This window comes from Gordonia soli NBRC 108243 (genome assembly GCF_000334455.1).
Taxonomy (GTDB): domain Bacteria; phylum Actinomycetota; class Actinomycetes; order Mycobacteriales; family Mycobacteriaceae; genus Gordonia; species Gordonia soli.
Window position 1 is genome coordinate 1 of the sequence record NZ_BANX01000022.1, and the last position, 18049, is coordinate 18049.

The following is an 18049-nucleotide window of genomic DNA, read 5'->3' on the forward strand; positions in this document are numbered from 1 at the left end:
CCGGCGGCACGTAGGCGATCCCGGCCTCGACATGGTCGGCGATGCCGCCGACCACCTCGCCACCGTTCACGGTCACCGACCCACCGGTGCGCGGGACGGCGCCGGCGATGATCTCGCCGAGAACACGTTTGCCCGACCCCTCGGTGCCGGCCAGACCCACGATCTCGCCGGGACGGACCTCGAAGGACGCGTCGCGCAGGATGCCCGCACCCGACAACCCCGACACGACGATCCGTGGCGGGAGCTCGTCGCCGACGACGGTCTGTGCGGCCTCGCGGTAGTAGTTCTCGGTGCGGACACGACCCACCATGAGCCGATGCAGCTCGGTCTCGTCGGTGCCCGCTGTCGGACGATCCGCGATGGACTCGCCGTCCTTGAACACCGTTATGCGATCGGTGGTCTCGAGGATCTCGGCCAACCGGTGAGAGACGAAGACGACCGCGGCCACCCCGTGCAGCCTGTGCAGCAGGTGGAGGAAGTTGTCCTCGTGCTCGTGGTCGAGTGCCGTGGTCGGCTCGTCGAACAACACCACCGGGCGCTCGATCTCCAGCCGCGCGGCCAACGCACCGACGCGCGCGATGTCCAGGCTCTGCTTCTGTCCGGGGGTGAGACGACCGGTAGGGGTGCCCGGATCGACGCCGTGCACGCCCGCCTCCGCCAGCGCCTCCTCGGTCGCCGTGATCAGCGCCCGACGGTTGAGGAATCCCCTCGACCGGAAGAGGTCTTCCCATCCGAAGAAGGTGTTCTCGTAGACGGTCAGCGAGTCGATCAGGTTGGCCTCCTGGAACACTCGGAAGATTCCGAGCCGGTTGGCCTCCTGATATGTCTTCGGTGCGATGTCCACGCCATCGAGCCGGAGCGTTCCCGAGTCGTGCGGCAACACACCGGACAGGATGTTGAGGACGGTGCTCTTGCCTGCGCCGTTCTCGCCGATGAGCCCGACCACCTCGCCGTCGCCGACCGTCAGGTCGACTCCCTTGAGTGCGCGGTTGGCGCCGAAGGACTTGACGATGCCGTGCGCCTCGAGTCGCGGCTCAGCGTTCTGTGCGGTCATGCCTGTGCCTTCCGATACGGTGACGGCCCGAGGACCGGCGACCGGTAGTGGTCCTTGTACAGCGCACGGACACGGTCGAATTCACCGCTGCGCTGTGCCTCGAGGTAGGCCTCCGGATAGACGAAGTCCTTCGGCTTCGGCACGCCGGGCCACACACCCTCGAGATCTTCGATCGGGTATCCGTCGAACTGCAGGTCGAAGTCGTCGGGATGCTCGGTGCGCGACAGCAGTTTCACGTCGAAGGACTCACCGATCGGACCGTCGACGTAGCGGGCTTTGAACGGCGCTGCGTTGGCCTTGGTGATGATCTCGGCGTGCCATCCGTAGGTGCGTTCGGCCGCAGTCGGTTTCCACCCGCGAAGCCGGTCGTGGAACTGGGCGACGGTGAAGAACGAGGGGTAGGCAGGAACGTTGCCGGTGGTCACCAGTTGCCTTCCGTCGAGGACCCGTTCGATCCCCGCGGTCGACCCGTTGGCGCCGACGACGAACACGTCCTTGCCTGGGACCTTGCCCGCCGCCTCGATACCGGCGACCACCCCGGTCGCCGCGTCGTCGTTGACGGCGACGATCCCGACAGTGTCCGGGAACCGGGCGAGCAGCGATGCCGCGGCCCGTTGGGATAGGTCCGCGTCGTACTTCGCGTGCAACTCTCCCGCGAACTTGATCTTCGGGTACTTCTTCAGGGTGTCGTGTACGGCCAGCCGTCGCTGCACCTCGGCACCGTCGATGGACGGGTAGTACCCGCCGACGCGCACGATCGTGCCCTGTTCACCGACATGCTTGGCCAGGACGTCGACCGCCTTGCTGACCGCGACGTACTCGTCGGGCATCAGGAAGGTGTTGAAGTTCTGACCGTCTGCGTCGCTGTGCCACGGCGTGTACCAGGACGGCGAGTTCCACGCCGCCTGGAACAGCACACCGCTGCGGTTGGAGTCCTGGGCCAGCGTCGGCAGCGCCCCGGGGTCGTTCAGGCCACAGAAGATCGCGGTCGTCTTCTGGGTGAGCAACTGGTTGAACTGATTTGACTGCACGGCGGCGTCGGTCTTGCCGTCCAACACCACCGACTTGTACCCGAGCTGGTCGGATGCGGCGCGGAAGGCGTTCGCCCACTGCACCTGATAGTCGCCGGTCGACGACCAGTTCAGCAGGGCGAACTTGCCATCGGTGTAGGCGACCGCGCCAGAACGGGCTGCCTCGCTACGTCCGACCGCCGCGAGTGTGCCACCCGCGGCCAGCACCGCTGCGCTGCCGGCGAGGAGCTTCACGAACTGTCGACGCCCCAGTCCGTAGGTGTCGAGTTTCTCGAGGACGGAGTCGATGGCCCGGCGGTTGTCCGGGTCACGTTCGTCGATCTCATGTGCCATGGTCGTTGCCTGTCGTGATCTCTGGTGACCGATTGATCAGAAGTAGCCGTTGGTGGGCAGCTGATGACCGAGCAGGATGTTGGCACCGACGGCCTGCGCCTTGAGCCGGGCCGGGTTGTGCAGGGTCGCGGTACGGATGTTCCGCCAGTGGCGGTCGAGCGCCTTGCTCCGGCCCGATGCGGAGGCGCCGCCTGCTTCGAACAAGACGGTGGCCGCCCGGGTGCCGAGATCGTCGAGGACGACCTTGACCTTCGATGCGGCGAGCGCGGCCGCCTGCGCGAGCTCCGGGTCCTGGACCCCGTTCACCGTCGAATCGGCTGCGGCATCCAGACTCTCGGCTGCGACGAGGACAGCGCTCTCGGCGACGAAGGCATAGGAGGCCAGCTCGCCGACCACCTGCTGCAGGAACGGATCCTCGGCCGGCACCGGCGACTGCGCGTGCGAGAAGCTGCGGACCCGGCCCTCGATGAGGCCCTTGGCGTCCTCGACCACCCGCCGCAGGATGCCCGCGACGATGGCGTGGAGGTAGAGCTGGACGAAGGCGAACTGCGATGACGGCGGATTCGCGGCGTCTAGTTCCACCTCGTGGAGGATCTCGTCGGCCTCGACGCGTGCGTCGGTGAACCGGGTGGTGCCCGAGCCTGTGCGGCGCTGGCCGAATCCCTCCCAGTCGTCGATGATCTCGACGCCCTCGCGATCGGTCGGGATGATCAGCTGGGACAGGGTGGTGCCCTTGAGCGCCTGCACGCCGACGTAGTCGGTGAACAAGGTGCCGGTGGTGTAGTACTTCTCGCCGTTGAGGCGGAAGTGGTCGTCCTGGGCGGCGAGGGTGGTGGTGAACTCGAAGTCGCCGGCTGCCTTCGTCGTTCGCTCGCTGGTGGCGTTGCCGAACAGCTTGCCCGCGGACGCCTCGTCGAGCAGCCGGGTGGCCAGCGGGGAGTCGGTGACGAGCAAGTCCTCGATGTACCAGTAGTGCGTGCGCAGGATGTGCGCCACGATCGGGTCGGCGGCGGCGAGGTCGATGACCGCACCGAAGAGCTGCCGCAGGGTGTATCCCTGGCCGCCCTTGTCCACGGGCAGACGCAGCTTGCCGTAACCGGAGTCGGCGACCAACCGCACCTGGTCGAAGGGATTCACGTTGTCGAGTTCGCGCTGGACGACGCCGTCGGCGACCTGCGCGAGCAGGGCGGTGAAATCGGTACCGGTTGCGGCCTGGGTGTTCGTATCGCTCATGGGTTTCTGGAGACTCTCTCATCGGGGTGTGGTGTGCGCCGGATGCGGGCAGCATCGATCGGACGTCGACTCGGACGACGTCAGGTTGTTCTTACGCACAACGGGTTACGGGAAGAAGCGGTACGGCACGGGGGAATGCCGAAGTGTTCCGCTGCAACCCGCTGAAAGCTACGGCGTCGGACCCGCAACGGGAATGAATCGGTTCAGACAGCGCAAAAGCACGCGCCCGTCATCGAATCCGGGTGCGTCATACGGTGGACGGCAGCGGTCGGTTCGCCGATGCTGATGGCACATCACACACGCGCGGAGGACAGCGTATCCCGCTAGCGGACTAATGGGCATCGTTGACAACCGACAGACGAGACGAGGTCCGATGCCGTTCTTCGACGGAGCCGGTGGTCGAGTGTATTTCCGCCACTTCGATACCCGAGACGAGCCGATTGCGGGTGTGATCTTCCTGCACGGGTTCGGCGAGCACAGCGGTCTCTACCATCGCTACGCCGCAGAACTCGCCGCCCACGGGGTGGCGGTCTGGGCACTCGACCAGATCGGCCACGGGCTGTCGGACGGTGAGCGGGGAGACTTCGGCAGTTTTGCGACGGTCGTCGACAACGCGGCCCGGCTGACCGCGCAGGCACACGCACAGTTCCCCGACCTGCCTTTGGTCATCGCCGGGCACTCGGTGGGCAGCGTCGGCGCGGTGCTCGCGGGCATCGACGCACCGGACCGCTACCGGGCGGTGGTGATCAGTGGTGCGCCGTTGTCGCCGCTGCCCTGGCTGCCGACCGGGGAGCGGCAGGGCGAGGCGGGTGAGGCCTTCGAACTGGATCCGGCGACGCTGTCGGCCGATCCGTTCTACCTCGACCAGCTGGAGAACGATCCGCTCGCGTTCACCGGTGCCGACGTCGAGCGATTGCTGGCCACCGCGTTCCCACCTGCGTGGGAGCGGCTCGACGCCGACCTCGCGGGGATCCGTCTGCCGATTCTCGCGGTCCACGGGCGCGACGATCAGGTGGCGCCACTGGACGGTGTGATCGCCTGGCAGGACCGAGTCTCCGGACTGCGCATCGAGGTGGTGGACGACGCCGGCCACGACGTGCTGAACGAGGTGGCGCACGCGCGGGTCGCCGACCTCATCGGGGAGTTCATCGCCGGCACGGTAGGTGCCCGGCCGGAGTCGTCGGAGGTGTCGGCGTGAGCTCGCTGACCGTCACCGACAGTGAGCGCGCGGCCATCGCCGAGCTCGCCCGGTTCCCGTTGCTGAACGCCATCAATGGTCGCCGCTCACGGCGTTTCCCCGTCGGCGGTTCGATCCCCACGGGCGAACTCGCGTTCACCAGTGAGCGACCGGTGCAACCGCTCAGTGAACTCGAGCGCGCGCTGGTGCTCGCGACCATCACCGGGGTCACCGGGCACAACTTCGGGATAACCCATCATCCGGGATATGCACCAGCACTACCGAACTACTCGGGCTCTGCGGGTGGGCGTGCCTTTCCGTCCGCGGCCGGTTTCCACACCACCGACTTCTTCTTCACCGACGATTCGGGCACCTACTTCCTGTCCAGCCGGGACGCCGCGCCCTCCGGTGAGGTGAGCGACGGGGAAACCGACGTCGATGCGTGGCTCGAGGCGACGGTGTCGCGGTATCGCAAGCTCTCCGACGACCGCATCCACCTGCCACGCTCGGAGCCCTACCTCGAAGGACACAACACCTGGATCGCGAACCATCCGGGATCCCTGCTGGTCGTACCCATCGCCGATCTCGCACAGCACTTCATCGCGAATCTGGCGTTCTTCCTCCAGAACGGCTACGGCGTCTACGACGACGTCAACGGTCGGGACATCCCGGGTGGCGACGACGCCTCGCTACGGCATGCGGGCGAACCGTTCCCGCTGTCCTTCGTCGAGCAATACACACTCGCCGAGGCCAGCGCCGAGTTGATCACCGCCGCGTACAACGGACATCTTCTGCTGGGTGCACTGGGACTGGGCGGGTGGACCTTCGACGGAATCGACCGGCTGTCGATCCTCGGTGCATCCGGAGAAGCCGACGTCCCCGGACTGGGATTCCACGTGCAGACCGATGATCGCTGGGCGCTGCCGAACCCGACCGGCCTCGACGGCGTGTTCGAGACGCTGTCGAGGCCGCACGTCGTCGACGCCGCAGAAGCCGTGCAGCGCTTCGCCGATCGCAAGTTCGGGCCCGGCGGGCCCTTCCATCCCGACACCCCTGGCCCATGGAGTGACTCGCCCGGAGTCCGGGGGTCGGCCGCTCCGTACGACGAGCGGTTCCTGCGTCTGCTCACCCAGCAGGTCGCCTACGTCGACGACACCTTCGGCAAGATCCCCGGCACCGTCCCGACCGTGCACATCCTCAACTACCTGCAGGCCCAGCACATCGACACCGACTTCTACGATCACCACTTCGCGCCCGGTGCCTACCTCGAGACGCATCGCCGGCACCAGGAGACCTGGCACGGTTGACCGCGCCGCGAGCCGGGCTCAGCGGTGGACGAGCAGCCGTCGCGTCGCGTAGGCCGCCGCGCCGACAGCGGTGACCGCTACACCGGCCACCACCGATTGCCGGGCAGGGTGAATGACATTGTGAGACAGCCGATGACGCCGACAACGGGGACCGCTCGCGCGGGACGGCCTTCGCTCACCGACAGCGTCCACGCCGAGGCATTCGCGATCGCGTAGTAGATCAGCACGCCGAACGACGAGAAGCCGATGACTCCGCGGAGGTCGGCGGAGACGGTGGCGATCACGACGACGAATGCTCAACCGGCGCAGTGGCCCCACAACTCGCCGAGGCGTTCGCGGCCGTAGACGTAGGTGCCGCCGGCGGTCGGATACTGCGCTGCCAATGCCGCCGACGACCGCGCGTTGCAGTAGGCGACGACCGCCGTCACGGCAAGCCCGATCACCAGTCCCGAACCCGCGGCCGCCGCGGCCGGCCCCAGCGACGCGAAGATGCCGGCGCCGATCATCGCACCCAACCCGACGACGACCGCATCGGTCGTGCCGAGTGTGCGATGTAGCAGGACGGGTTGATCCCCGGCGAAAGAAGGGGCGCCGCGGGGACGATTCACCGACGCTCCGGAATCCACGACCTCACCGTATCCGCGCGACGCCCACTTCTCCTGTCGCGGACCGCACACGATGATCGCCGAGGACCACGACTTCTCCTCACCCTGAACACAACCCGGTGACCTGCGTCGGTGCCGCGGGCGTGGCGTCGACCGTCGGGGACTTCCCGTGCAGCCGCCCTACGCTGTGTGCCCGTGACCTCGTATCTCTCCGACTCCGCATTCGCCGATCGCACCGTCGTGGTGATCGGCGGTGGCACCGGCATCGGTCTCGCCGTTGCGCGACACGTCGTCGGGGCCGGCGGATCGGTGGTGCTCGGTGGCCGGACCCATCAGACCCTGCGCGATGCCGCCGACGGCTTGGGGGCTCGTGCCCGATGGGCGACCGTCGACACCACCGACGACGCGAGTGTCGCGGCCTTCTTCGCAGATGTCGACGTGGTCCACGGACTGTTCACGACGGCGGCGTCCTATGTCACCGGGCCGATCGCCGATCTGTCCATCGCCGACGCCGCAACAGCTTTCGACACCAAGTTCTGGGGTCAGTACCGCGTGGTCAAGACAGCGCTGTCGTCGTTGGCCGACGATGCGTCGGTGGTGCTGATGTCCGGTGCCGCGGGGGCTCGTCCGGCAGGACCGGCTCCCGCCTACAGCGCGGCCAATTCGGCTGTCGAAGGCCTGGCCCGGGGTCTGGCTGTCGAGTTGGCACCGATCCGCGTCAACGCCGTCGCGCCGGGCACCGTCGACGGAAACCTCTGGCAGCAGCGTGATCCCGCGGTGCGGCGGCAGGCCTTCGATTCGTATTCGGCGGCCACGTTGCTCGGTCGGGTCAGCACCGAGGACGAGATCGCGACCGCGGTGCTGCACCTGTTCCTCAACACGACGACCACCGGGACGACGGTCTTCCCGGACGGTGGTTACACCTTGCGCTGACACCCATCGGCGACGCACAGACCAGTCGGCGACCGGTCAGAAGACCGACCCGAAGTTGGTGATCCCGATATCGATCGACCCGGTGGTCGACCGGCAGCCGGTGACGACCAGCTTCTGCGGTGTCGGCAGGCGGTCGGCGGTCTGCGGGCCGGTACGCAGGCGGAACCAGATGGTCTTGGTCCCGTTGGTCGGCGCGGGCGCGCCGACGGCTGTCTTCAGGTCGAGGGTCTTGGTGGTCGTGAAGCCCTCGGGTTGTGCACCGGTGCGGTAGGGGACTCCCGGGGTTCCCCAGACCGGTACGCCGTCGGCGACCCCGGATCGGAGTGCCGGATCGCCGACCCACCGTGCGATCGGCCACGGGATGCCGTTCACCTCACGCCACGGGGAGGGCATCGTCGCCGGGATCGTGGTGGCGTTGACCATCGCCGGATCGTTCTCCTGGTCGAACCACCAGTCGGGGACGTAATTGGTTGAGTTCGTGTGGTTGACCAGCGTGATCGTCGCCGTGCAGTTCGGCCTGGCCGCCCCGCTCAGTTCCAGTCCGGTGGTCGCGGCGGTTGCGGTGCCCGCGCCCATCGATACGAGCGCCATACCGACCGCGGCGGCGAGAGCGAAGAGTCCGGATCGGTTCATGGTCGTGCCTCCTGGAGAGCGTCGCGGCTGGTCAGGAGCACCGACCGCGTACGCGGTACAGACTAGGACGCGCAGCCGTACAGATGAGCGGTTTCGGTGATTAGGTCTGACCTGCTGAGATCGGCCCCCTGCGAACCCGCCGAGGGAAATATGCCCTCGGCACACGGCCAGGGGGCTGATCTCAGCAGCGCCGGCAGCGCCCTCAGCCGCCCGCGGCCATCGCGTCGACTGCGGCCAACCCCACCCGGACCCGTTCCTCCACCGCTCGCCCCGACGCTCGATGCCGCTCGGCGACTCCGGCGTTCCCGAGGAGATCGGCGAGCTCGGCCAGCACGACGTCGATCGGACTGAACGCCAGCGACCCCGAGTCGAGTCCCGCCACCCGTCCCGACCACGGCAGGAGCTCGTCGTACAGACCTTGTGCTCGCTCGACGAGCCCGAGTCGCACGACGGCACGGGCGTGGAACATCGCCATCGCCGACCAGTAGTAGTCCCGCGAGTCCGGGGGATCGACGGTCGCGACGAAGCGGGCCTCGTCCTCCCGCCCGGCGTCGAGGAGCGAGACGACGTAGACCCAGGCGATGGCGTGCGGTGACCGTTCGTAGACGGCGGCCACCTCGTCGACCATGTGTGCCAGCGACCCGCGGGCCCAGCCGATGACCACCTTGCCGACCACTCCCAGCTCGGCACCGCTCGGTGCGCCGACGGCCGTGAGCTGCCGCGCGAGCTCGGCGTACGCGAACTCGGCGGCCTCCAGGTTGCCTCGCAGGACGTCGAGTACGGCACCGAACGCCGACAACACGACCATCAGTTCACCGACCCGGCCGCTCGACGCGCACTGCAGACTTCGCTGGACCTCGGTGATCGCCCCAGGAAGGTCGATGTCGGCGGTGTGCACCAGGAACTGGAAGAAGTGCGCAGCTGCCTGGTACGCGAGCACGCCCGACTCGTCCACGGCACGGGAGAACTCCGCCACCGACTCGGCATACGTGCTGCGATGGTCGGGCCCCAGGGACACGTATACGAGCGCATTGAGTGCGGCGCAGCGCAACTCGATGTCGTCGGTGTCGAGCGTCGAGAGCAGGCCGACCGCCTCGAAGGCGCACTTCCGCGACAGCGGATCGTCGTTGCCCTCGAACTCGAAGGTCGCCGTCACCAGCAGTCGGATGCGATCCGGACCCACGGCGTCCGCGAGCTCTCGCAGGACCGCCGTCGTCATCACCGGGTCGGAGACGCCCTTCGACCGCGTCGTCCAGGTGACCGGGGTGCGCCAGCAGGTCAGCACCGAGCGCACCACCGCGCGGTTCCCGACGGCCTCGGCGAGCATCAGCGCCTCGTTACGACGCCGCCGGGCGACCTCGAAGTCACCCCGGTGGGCCAGCGCCGTCACCGACGCGCGCAGCGCGTCGATGAGTGCGATCCGATCGGTGACGTCCGCGGTCGGCTGATCGTGGCCGGCCATCCGGTGCAGGTCGATCGCGAACTGCCACAACTGGACGGAGTCGGCCTTGAAGTCGGTGGCGAACCGGGCGCGCGCAGCCGCCTCGACCAATTCGAGAGCTTCGGAGGCTGTGGCGGCTCCGGCTCCCAGAGCAGCGTGATGCGCCAGCTCGTCGGCGTCGGTATCAGGCCGCGAACGTAGGTGGCCGACCGCTTGCCAGTGCATGCGCCGACGTCGGAGCGCGGGGATTCCCTCGTACACGCTGTCGCGCACGAGCACATGGTTGAACCGAACCCGGTCGACGTCGGCGCTCAGCAGCCCGGCCACGACGGCGGTGTCCACCGAGTCGAGTACGGCATCCTCCACCGACTCGTCGTCTGCCCCGTCGGACAGCGCGACGATGGTGTCGATGTCGGCCTCGCGGCCCACCACCGCGAGCACGCGGAGCATCGACGCCACCGCCGGAGGCAGTCGATCGATCCGACGCAGCAAGACATCTCGGATTCCGGTGGGCACCGTGGTGTCGGCACCTCGTGGACCTCGGGACGCGACGAGTTTGGCCAACTCCCGCACGAACAGCGGGTTCCCGTCGGTCCGTGTCCGTAGCAGATCCAGGGTCGGCGCATCCAGCGGCTCGAGCCCGACAGATGCCGCCAGCTCGCGAATCCCCTCGTCGGACAGCCCCGACAGCGCGAGGAAGTCGGCGGTGATCGACACCAGCGACGCCCCCGACGCCATCAACTCGGTCCCGGCCTCCGACGGCCGGTACGTGGCGACGACGAGGACCGGACGTCCGGCGAGCCAGGTGACCACCTGACGCAACACCTGCAACGTCGCGCTGTCGGCGCGATGCACGTCGTCGAGTACCAGCAGCAGACCCGCACCCGACCGCTCGGAGCACTCCGCGGTCACCTCGCGGGCGACCTGGAACGGGTCGCCGACGTCGCCGGTCCCTCCCAGCGCGGTCAGGATCTCGCGCCAGGCCCAGGCCGCAGGTGCACCGTCCACCTCGGGGCAGTGTCCGACCGCGGCCGTCCATCCGAGACGCTGAAGGCGCTGCACCAACGACTGCGCGAGCGTCGACTTCCCGCCCCCGGCCTCGGCGGTGATCCAAACGATCCGCAACCCGGCCGACGACGCGGATTCGGCATGCGCGCTGAGCTTCTCGAGCTCTGCCTCGCGACCGGCGGGCTCGTCCACCACGCTGTCGCCGACGCGATCGGGCGCATCGGTGACCTGTGGTGGGACCACGGGTGCGGCGGCTGCCGTCGGGTGGGCCACCACCGGATCGGCGACGTGGCTCAACGCGGGGTCCTGGTTCAGGATCGCGGTCTCGGTCTCCCGGAGCGCCGGCCCGGGATCGACCCCGAGCTCGTCGGCGAGGTGATCGCGCAACCTTCGCAGCGTCTGCAGTGCGTCGGCCTGCCGTCCGAGTCGGTAGTACGCCACGGCCAGCAGACGGAACAGCTCCTCGCGGGTGGGATGTTCCTCGCATAGAGCAGGCAGGGCTGCGACGACCTCGCCCGCGCGTCCCAACTGCAGAGCAGCGTCGGCCCGGACCTCGGAAGCGGCCAGGTGTAGCTCGCGTAACCGCGCGACATCCGACTCGGCCCATCGTTCTCCCGCATGGGGGCCGTACGGTTCGCCGCGCCAGAGCGTCAGCGCTGAGCCGGTCCGCTCGTATCGGGTTGCGGGGTCAGAGCCGGGCTCGGTGACGAGGTCTTCGAAAAGCCACACGTCCACCGACTCGCGCAGCAGTCGCAGCGCATAGCCGGGCGGTTCACTGACCAGGAGCCGAGCCGGTGTGCGTGGTGGACGATCGGGTTCGAGGATGCGGCGCAGGTTCGACACGTGGACCTGCAGTCCGCCGAGCGCCTTGGGTGGGGGTTCGCCGTTCCAGAGGTCGTCGATGAGTCGGTCGGTCGACACGACGCGGCCGCCGGCGGCGGCCAGACGGGCGAGCACCGCCCTCTGTCGTCGGGCCCCCAACTCGACCGGCACCGAATCCTGTTCCAGCGCGATGGATCCCAACACCGTCAGCCAGAGTGAGCCGCCGGCGGCGTGGTCATCGGGACGTCCCGTCACCGCGCTCTCCCCTCAGTTCTCGACGGTCGCGGTCAGAATAACCAGGTACTGGTCGATCTGCGACGGGGAAGCCACATCCGGCAGTACTGTCGGCTACGAACGCATCTGTGACCGGCCTCACCAAGTATGTGTACAGTCGTTCACCGAGGGGTAGTACCCGTCGGTAACCCCGAGTCCGAGGGGAGGATCCAGCGTGAATCTTCTGAAGTGGAGCAAGCGTCCCGCCGCCGGCGTGGAGGCGAAGAACCCTGAGGTCAACATCTTGCGGGGGCTCGTGGCGCGTGCCACCACGCCATTGCTCCCCGACGATTACCTGCATCTGATCAACCCGCTCTGGTCCGCACGCGAACTCCGCGGTCAGATCGTGGACGTGGTCAAGGAGACCGAGGACACCGCCACGGTCACCATCCGGACCGGGTGGGGTTTCCCCGACTCGTACAAGCCCGGACAGTATGTCGGCATCGGCATCCAGATCGGCGGTCGCTGGCACTGGCGGTCGTACTCGCTGACCTCCATCGGCGCCACCCAGGACAAGGTCATCACCATCACGGTGAAGGCGAACCCGGACGGTTTCCTCTCGACCCACCTGGTCGACGGCCTGGAGCCGGGCACCATCATCCGGCTGCAGTCACCGAAGGGCGACTTCCACCTGCCGGAGCCGGTGCCGGGCAAGATCCTGTTCGTCACCGCCGGCAGCGGCATCACGCCGGTGATGGCGATGCTCCGACAGCTGAGTTCACACGGTCAGACACCCGACGTCGTGCACATCCACTCCGCGCCCACGCGTGACGACGTCATCTTCCTCGATGAACTCGAGGCGTTGTCCGGCGAGGAGAACCAGTACGACCTGAACCTCCAGCTGACCCAGGAGATGGGCAAGTTCGACATCGCCCGCATCGACGAATGGGCCCCGGACTGGCGCGAGCGCGAGTGCTGGGCATGTGGCCCGGTCGCACTGCTCGACAGCATGGAGAATCATTACGAGGACGGCGGTCTGCGTGATCGCCTCCACATCGAACGCTTCACCATCGCCCGCACCGATCACGGTGGCGAGGGCGGCACGGTGACGTTTTCGATCTCCGACAAGACGGCGGAGATCGATGGAGCCACAACGCTTCTCGAAGCAGGCGAGGAGCTCGGCGTACAGATGCCGTTCGGTTGCCGGATGGGTATCTGTCAGACCTGTGTCGTCCCACTGGCCGGGGGGTACGTGCGCGATCTGCGCACCGGTGAGGAGCGGCGAGAAGGAGAACGCATCCAGACATGCATCAGCAGCGTGTCGGGTGAATGCACGATCGACTTGTAGGAGGTCACCATGGCCATCACCGACATAGACGAATACGCACATCTCACCGAGAGTGACATCGAGACGCTCGGTGCCGAACTCGACGCCATCCGGCGTGACATCGAGGAGTCGCGCGGCGAGAAGGACGCGAAGTACATCCGACGCGCGATCACCCTGCAGCGCAGCCTCGCTGCGGGCGGTCGGTTGGCGTTGATGTTCAGCAACCGCAAGACGGCGTGGGCCGCCGGTACCGCGATGCTCTCGCTGGCGAAGATCATCGAGAACATGGAACTCGGCCACAACGTGATGCACGGGCAGTGGGACTGGATGAACGATCCGGAGGTCCACTCGTCGGCGTGGGAGTGGGACACCACGTGTCCCAGCGTGCAGTGGAAGCACTCGCACAACTTCGTTCATCACAAGTACACCAACGTCGTCGGGATGGATGACGATGTGGGCTACGGGATCCTACGCGTCACCCGCGACCAGCCGTGGGAGTGGTGGAACGTGGGAAACCCGTTCTACAACTTCACCCTCGGTACCTTCTTCGAGATCGGGGTGGCGCTGCACCACCTCGAGACCGAGAAGCTGCGCAACGGGGAGAAGACCTACCGGCAGGCGGCGAAGGATCTTCAGATCATCGGAACCAAGGTCGGCAAGCAGGCAGCCAAGGACTACATCATCTTCCCGGCGCTCGCGGGCCCGAACTGGAAGACGACGCTGACCGCGAACTTCACCTCGAACATCGTCCGCAACTACTGGGCGTACATGGTCATCTTCTGCGGTCACTTCCCCGACGGTGCCGAGAAGTTCACCGTCAAGGAGTTCGAGGAAGAAGATCAGCCGCGCTGGTACCTCCGACAGATGTTGGGATCGGCCAACTTCCGTGCCGGGCCGTTGATGCGCTTCATGAGCGGCAACCTCAGTCACCAGATCGAGCACCACCTGTTCCCGGACCTGCCGAGCAATCGGTACGAGGAGATCGGCGTACGTGTCCGTGAGCTGTGCGACAAGTACGACCTGCCGTACACGACCGGCTCGATCGTCCACCAGTACTGGCAGTCGTTCCGGACCATCGCCAAGCTGGCGCTGCCCAACGCAATGCTCAAGGCGACATCCGACGATGCCCCGGAGACGGCGTCGGAGTTGCGGTTCGCCATCCGCGAGGGTGCCAAGGAACATTTCGGTGTCGACCCCGAGACGGGCAAGCGTCGGGGACTGCGAACAGCGTTGCGGGAGCTGAAGAACTCACCGATCCGAGCCGCGAGCTAATGGTCGTCCCGGCCACCCGGCGCCTGCTGGGTGGCCAGGACGTACCGCGGCAGTTCGAGATTCAGGATCACTCCGGCCACGGCGATCATCAGCCCGAGGTCGAGGTAGTGGCAGTAGAGCGCGCCGAGATACGTCGGTCCGCCCCATGCGTTCGCGGTGAAGTGTGGGTCGAGTCCGCCGATGATCTGCTGCCCACCGCGAAACGTCGCGAACGCGATCACGAGCAGCATCATCGCGACGATGGCCATCCGCGCGGCATCGGTGCGCAGCGGTAGCCCGGCCAGAAGACGTATCCGGATGCCGATGGGTACGCCGACTGGATTGACCGGAGTCAGCCACCGCTGCCGTCCGCGCGTCGCGACACCCACCGCAATCCACGCGAGGGCCAGCACCGTGAGCACGATGTGTACCGGCCACGCGCTGGTCGACGGTTCATGCACCACCGGACCTTGATCGCGACCGGTGAACGTGACGACGCCCACCACCAGGCCGAGTGTGAAGACGACTCCGAGGCCGATGGCGACGGGACGAGCACGGAGCGTTGTCGATCGAGTGGGCACGGCACCCAGTGTGGTCTCGGCGGCGTACCGCTGTCGATGGGTCAGAACAGGTTGATCGCGCGACCGAACATGCCGATGGCCACGATCAGGATCACCAGAGCGCACACGCCGACGACGATGTATCCGCCGGCCCGGCTGCGGATCGGTGGTTCGTGATTCGGACCCCCGACATTGGTCGAGACGGGCGGCACGTCGCCCGGCTGGACACCGCCACCACGTTCGAGACCTGCGGTGTCGTCCGGTTCGGGGTTCTGCGGCTCGTACGCGGACGCGCTCCGATTCGGATCAGTCATGAGTGTCGGGTACCCGATCGACCGGAGCCCAACCGAGTGGCGACGGACACGGCGATCATCGAATGTCCGCGCCGGGGCGTTCCGTGCCGCACAGTGAAGGCATGAACGCCGTCGCTGGAGACTCCCGGGACCCGAACGTGGCCGCCTCGACGCCGGCCGCCACCCGCCGCGCCATCCTCAACACGATTCGAGGATCGTCGGGGAACCTGGTCGAGTGGTACGACGTCTACGTCTACACAGTGTTCGCGACCTACTTCGAGAACCAGTTCTTCGACTCCGCCGACAAGAACTCCACCGTGTACGTGTACGCGATCTTCGCGGTGACATTCGTGATGCGACCCGTCGGGTCGTGGTTCTTCGGCAGGTACGCGGACCGTCGGGGACGCCGCGCTGCTCTCACCTTCAGCGTCTCCTTGATGGCTGCGTGCTCGCTCGTGGTCGCATTGACGCCGGGGCGGGAGAGCATCGGTGTGTGGGCGGCGGTCGTCCTCGTGCTGGCCCGGCTGGTGCAGGGCTTCGCGACGGGTGGCGAGTACGGGACGTCGGCGACGTACATGTCGGAAGCAGCGACCAGGGAGCGCCGCGGCTTCTTCTCGTCGTTCCAGTACGTCACGCTGATCGGCGGCCACGTGCTGGCGCAGTTGACGCTGCTGGTGATGCAGTCCTTCCTCGACAAGGAACAGATCGCCGACTTCGGTTGGCGCATCGCCTTCTTCATCGGCGGTGTCGCCGCGGTGGTGGTGTTCTGGTTACGTCGCAGCATGGACGAGTCGCTGACTAGCGAACAACTCGAGGCGGTCCGTAGCGGCGAGGACCGCTCGTCGGGATCGCTGCGCGAACTGCTGGTGAACTACTGGCGGCCGCTGCTCGTGTGCTTCCTCGTGACCATCGGAGGCACGATCGCCTTCTACACCTACAGCGTCAACGCGCCGGCCATCGTCAAGACGGCCTACGAGGACCACGGCAAGACCGGAACGTGGATCAACCTGGTGGGACTCGTGTTCCTTATGCTGCTGCAACCACTAGGTGGACTGATCAGCGACAAGGTCGGGCGCAAACCGGTGCTGATCTTCTTCGGTGTCGGCGGCGTGATCTACACGTACTTCTTGATCACCTATCTGCCGAAGACGACGTCGATAGCTGCGTCGCTGACCCTCGTCTGCATCGGCTATGTGATCCTCACCGGCTACACGTCGATCAACGCGATCGTGAAGGCCGAACTCTTCCCGTCGCACATCCGCGCGCTGGGGGTCGGGATCGGTTATGCCGTCGCCAACTCGGCCTTCGGCGGCACCGCGCCTGTGATCTACCAGGCGGCAAAGAACGGTGGGCACGTCCCGCTGTTCATCGCGTACGTCACGGCTGTGATCGCGGTGTCGTTGCTGGTGTACATCTTTGTGCTGCGCAACAAGTCGGAGACCGCCCTCGACCGCGAGCAGGGTCGGGCCTACGCGGTGCAGGGAGGGCCGCGGGACTGATCGCTCGTGCCGGGATCTGACCCGCGTTGTCCCGAAAATCTGTACGTGGGAGGTCGGCTGTTGACGTTGTGTCGATGGCGGGGTTGGGGTGTACAGATTTTGTGGGTTCTGCGGGTGTGTTCCCCGGCGTGAAATCGAGACGAGTGCGGTCGGTCGGCGGTGATATGTCAGTGACACCGCGTCCAGGTGCAGATTTCGTACCGGGAACGGACGAGACCGGGAACCGACCAGATCGGAGCCACCCGATCAGTCCAGAACCACGAACCGATCCGCCAGCGTCGGATACGCCGCTGACACCTCGCTTCGGAGGTCGGGGAGCGTCAGCCACACCGACTCCGGGTCCGCGTCGACCAACTCCGATGGGGCGATGATCGGGATGTCGGTGCCTGGCATCCGCCTGCCCTGCTTGCCCGACGACGAGTCGGCTACGGCGGTGATGTCTTCGGCGGTCAGTCCGGCCAGCGTGAACACCGCCACCGCCCTCGACGCGGCGCCGTATGCATAGAGCCGACCACCGCGATCGCGGACCGCGTCGACCTGCGCGCGCACCCGATCGACCATCGCTCCCACCGACGCCTGCAATGCCTGCAGTCCGGAAGGCCCGTCGACACCGGCGGCGTGCTCGTCGTCCAGGATCCGACTGACCGTCGCCGACGGCTCGTGCCATCCATGTCGGGCCGCCACCAGGACGGTGCCGCCGTACAGATCGAATTCCCACGCCTCGACGACCGACATGCCGGCATCGGCCAGCAGTCGCCGCAGCGCCGACAACGAGTAGTACGCGTAATGACCGTGCCGCAACGACATCCATTGGTCGAGCCGCACGATGGTGGCCAACGAATGGAAGTGCAGGAAGAGTGTCCCGCCGGGCGCGGTCGCGGCCGCACGAGCGGTGAACGCGGCCCGTTGGTCGTGGTCGTGCATCACTCCGAGACTGTCGAGAACAGCGTCCGCGGGCGCCCCATCGGACGAGATGAGGCCGCGGTCGACGGCCACCGGCGTCCACGATCCACCGTGCGGACTGGTGAACTCGGCAACGGACTGTCCGGCGCGGATCCATCCACCGTCGACCAGCCGACCGATGGCATCCTCGGCGTGATCGCGCAGGGCCTGCGGTTCGACGCCCAGCGGCTGTTCGGTCGTGGTGTCGTCGGTGAGCAGTTGCGCCAGAGCGCAGTCGGCGCAGCATCCCATCACCAGGTCGTGCCCGGTCTCCGACGCCTCGACGGCCGACTCGGCGGGCGGGAACAGGTCGGCCGGTGCCACCCGACCGAGGTCGAGCACCACCGGGACATTCTCGGAATCACAGGCGCGGCAACGCATGCTGAA

15 protein-coding genes and 1 pseudogene are annotated in these 18049 nt (G+C 67.1%); 6 read left to right on the top strand and 10 right to left on the bottom strand.

The window, feature by feature from the left end; all coding sequences use genetic code 11:
* From GS4_RS14990 to GS4_RS15000, 3 genes are all read right to left on the bottom strand, one after another.
* Positions 1-1054: ATP-binding cassette domain-containing protein (locus GS4_RS14990; RefSeq protein ID WP_007621947.1), on the bottom strand; the 1054-nt coding region annotated here is incomplete at its 3' end.
* A complete protein-coding gene (locus GS4_RS14995; RefSeq protein WP_007621949.1) occupies positions 1051-2418 on the bottom strand; it encodes a sugar ABC transporter substrate-binding protein in 1368 nt (455 codons plus the stop codon). The genes GS4_RS14995 and GS4_RS14990, both read right to left, overlap by 4 nt.
* A gap of 36 nt (positions 2419-2454) precedes the next feature.
* Entirely contained in the window at positions 2455-3651 is a 1197-nt protein-coding gene (locus tag GS4_RS15000) for an acyl-CoA dehydrogenase family protein (protein WP_007621952.1), read from the bottom strand.
* Between the two features lie 373 nt (positions 3652-4024).
* Between GS4_RS15000 and GS4_RS15005 the strand changes: the two genes are divergently transcribed.
* Positions 4025-4849 carry an alpha/beta fold hydrolase gene (locus GS4_RS15005; protein WP_040510654.1) on the top strand — a complete coding sequence of 275 codons (825 nt, stop codon included), beginning with the start codon at positions 4025-4027 and terminating at the stop codon, positions 4847-4849.
* Complete coding sequence (locus GS4_RS15010) at positions 4846-6135, top strand: hypothetical protein (RefSeq protein ID WP_007621960.1); 1290 nt, start codon at positions 4846-4848, stop codon at positions 6133-6135. Before GS4_RS15005 ends, GS4_RS15010 begins: the two co-directional genes overlap by 4 nt.
* A gap of 77 nt (positions 6136-6212) precedes the next feature.
* Here GS4_RS15010 and GS4_RS26490 read toward each other — a convergent pair whose 3' ends face one another.
* Positions 6213-6419: a hypothetical protein gene (locus GS4_RS26490; RefSeq protein ID WP_007621964.1), complete on the bottom strand. Its 207-nt coding sequence runs from the start codon at positions 6417-6419 to the stop codon at positions 6213-6215.
* Between the two features lie 15 nt (positions 6420-6434).
* A pseudogene (locus GS4_RS26495) lies at positions 6435-6641 on the bottom strand (transporter); the annotation flags it as partial.
* Positions 6642-6935: 294 nt separating this feature from the next.
* Here GS4_RS26495 and GS4_RS15025 point away from each other — a divergent pair.
* Positions 6936-7673 (top strand): SDR family oxidoreductase, encoded by a 738-nt coding sequence (locus GS4_RS15025; RefSeq protein WP_007621968.1) that lies wholly within the window; start codon positions 6936-6938, stop codon positions 7671-7673.
* A 36-nt stretch (positions 7674-7709) separates the two neighbouring features.
* On the opposite strand, the gene GS4_RS15030 is transcribed toward GS4_RS15025, so the two are convergent.
* Positions 7710-8306 carry a hypothetical protein gene (locus GS4_RS15030; protein WP_007621970.1) on the bottom strand — a complete coding sequence of 199 codons (597 nt, stop codon included), beginning with the start codon at positions 8304-8306 and terminating at the stop codon, positions 7710-7712.
* Positions 8307-8508: 202 nt separating this feature from the next.
* A complete protein-coding gene (locus GS4_RS15035) occupies positions 8509-11832 on the bottom strand; it encodes an ATP-binding protein (RefSeq protein WP_007621972.1) in 3324 nt (1107 codons plus the stop codon).
* A gap of 193 nt (positions 11833-12025) precedes the next feature.
* On the opposite strand from GS4_RS15035, the gene GS4_RS15040 reads away from it, so the two are divergent.
* Together GS4_RS15040 and GS4_RS15045 are read left to right on the top strand one after the other, a co-directional pair.
* Positions 12026-13138: a ferredoxin reductase gene (locus tag GS4_RS15040; protein WP_007621974.1), complete on the top strand. Its 1113-nt coding sequence runs from the start codon at positions 12026-12028 to the stop codon at positions 13136-13138.
* A gap of 9 nt (positions 13139-13147) precedes the next feature.
* Complete coding sequence (locus tag GS4_RS15045) at positions 13148-14389, top strand: fatty acid desaturase family protein (protein WP_007621976.1); 1242 nt, start codon at positions 13148-13150, stop codon at positions 14387-14389.
* Here GS4_RS15045 and GS4_RS15050 read toward each other — a convergent pair.
* On the bottom strand, positions 14386-14949 hold the full coding sequence (locus GS4_RS15050) for a hypothetical protein (RefSeq protein WP_007621978.1): 564 nt from the start codon (positions 14947-14949) through the stop codon (positions 14386-14388). The genes GS4_RS15045 and GS4_RS15050 overlap by 4 nt on opposite strands.
* Before the next feature lie 41 nt (positions 14950-14990).
* Positions 14991-15242 carry a DUF6480 family protein gene (locus tag GS4_RS15055; RefSeq protein WP_007621979.1) on the bottom strand — a complete coding sequence of 84 codons (252 nt, stop codon included), beginning with the start codon at positions 15240-15242 and terminating at the stop codon, positions 14991-14993.
* A gap of 101 nt (positions 15243-15343) precedes the next feature.
* On the opposite strand from GS4_RS15055, the gene GS4_RS15060 reads away from it, so the two are divergent.
* On the top strand, positions 15344-16720 hold the full coding sequence (locus GS4_RS15060; RefSeq protein WP_040510659.1) for an MFS transporter: 1377 nt from the start codon (positions 15344-15346) through the stop codon (positions 16718-16720).
* A 246-nt stretch (positions 16721-16966) separates the two neighbouring features.
* Here the strand turns inward: GS4_RS15060 and GS4_RS15065 are convergent, their stop codons facing one another.
* Positions 16967-18043 (bottom strand): class I SAM-dependent methyltransferase, encoded by a 1077-nt coding sequence (locus GS4_RS15065; RefSeq protein ID WP_007621988.1) that lies wholly within the window; start codon positions 18041-18043, stop codon positions 16967-16969.
* Between the last annotated feature and the right edge of the window lie 6 nt (positions 18044-18049).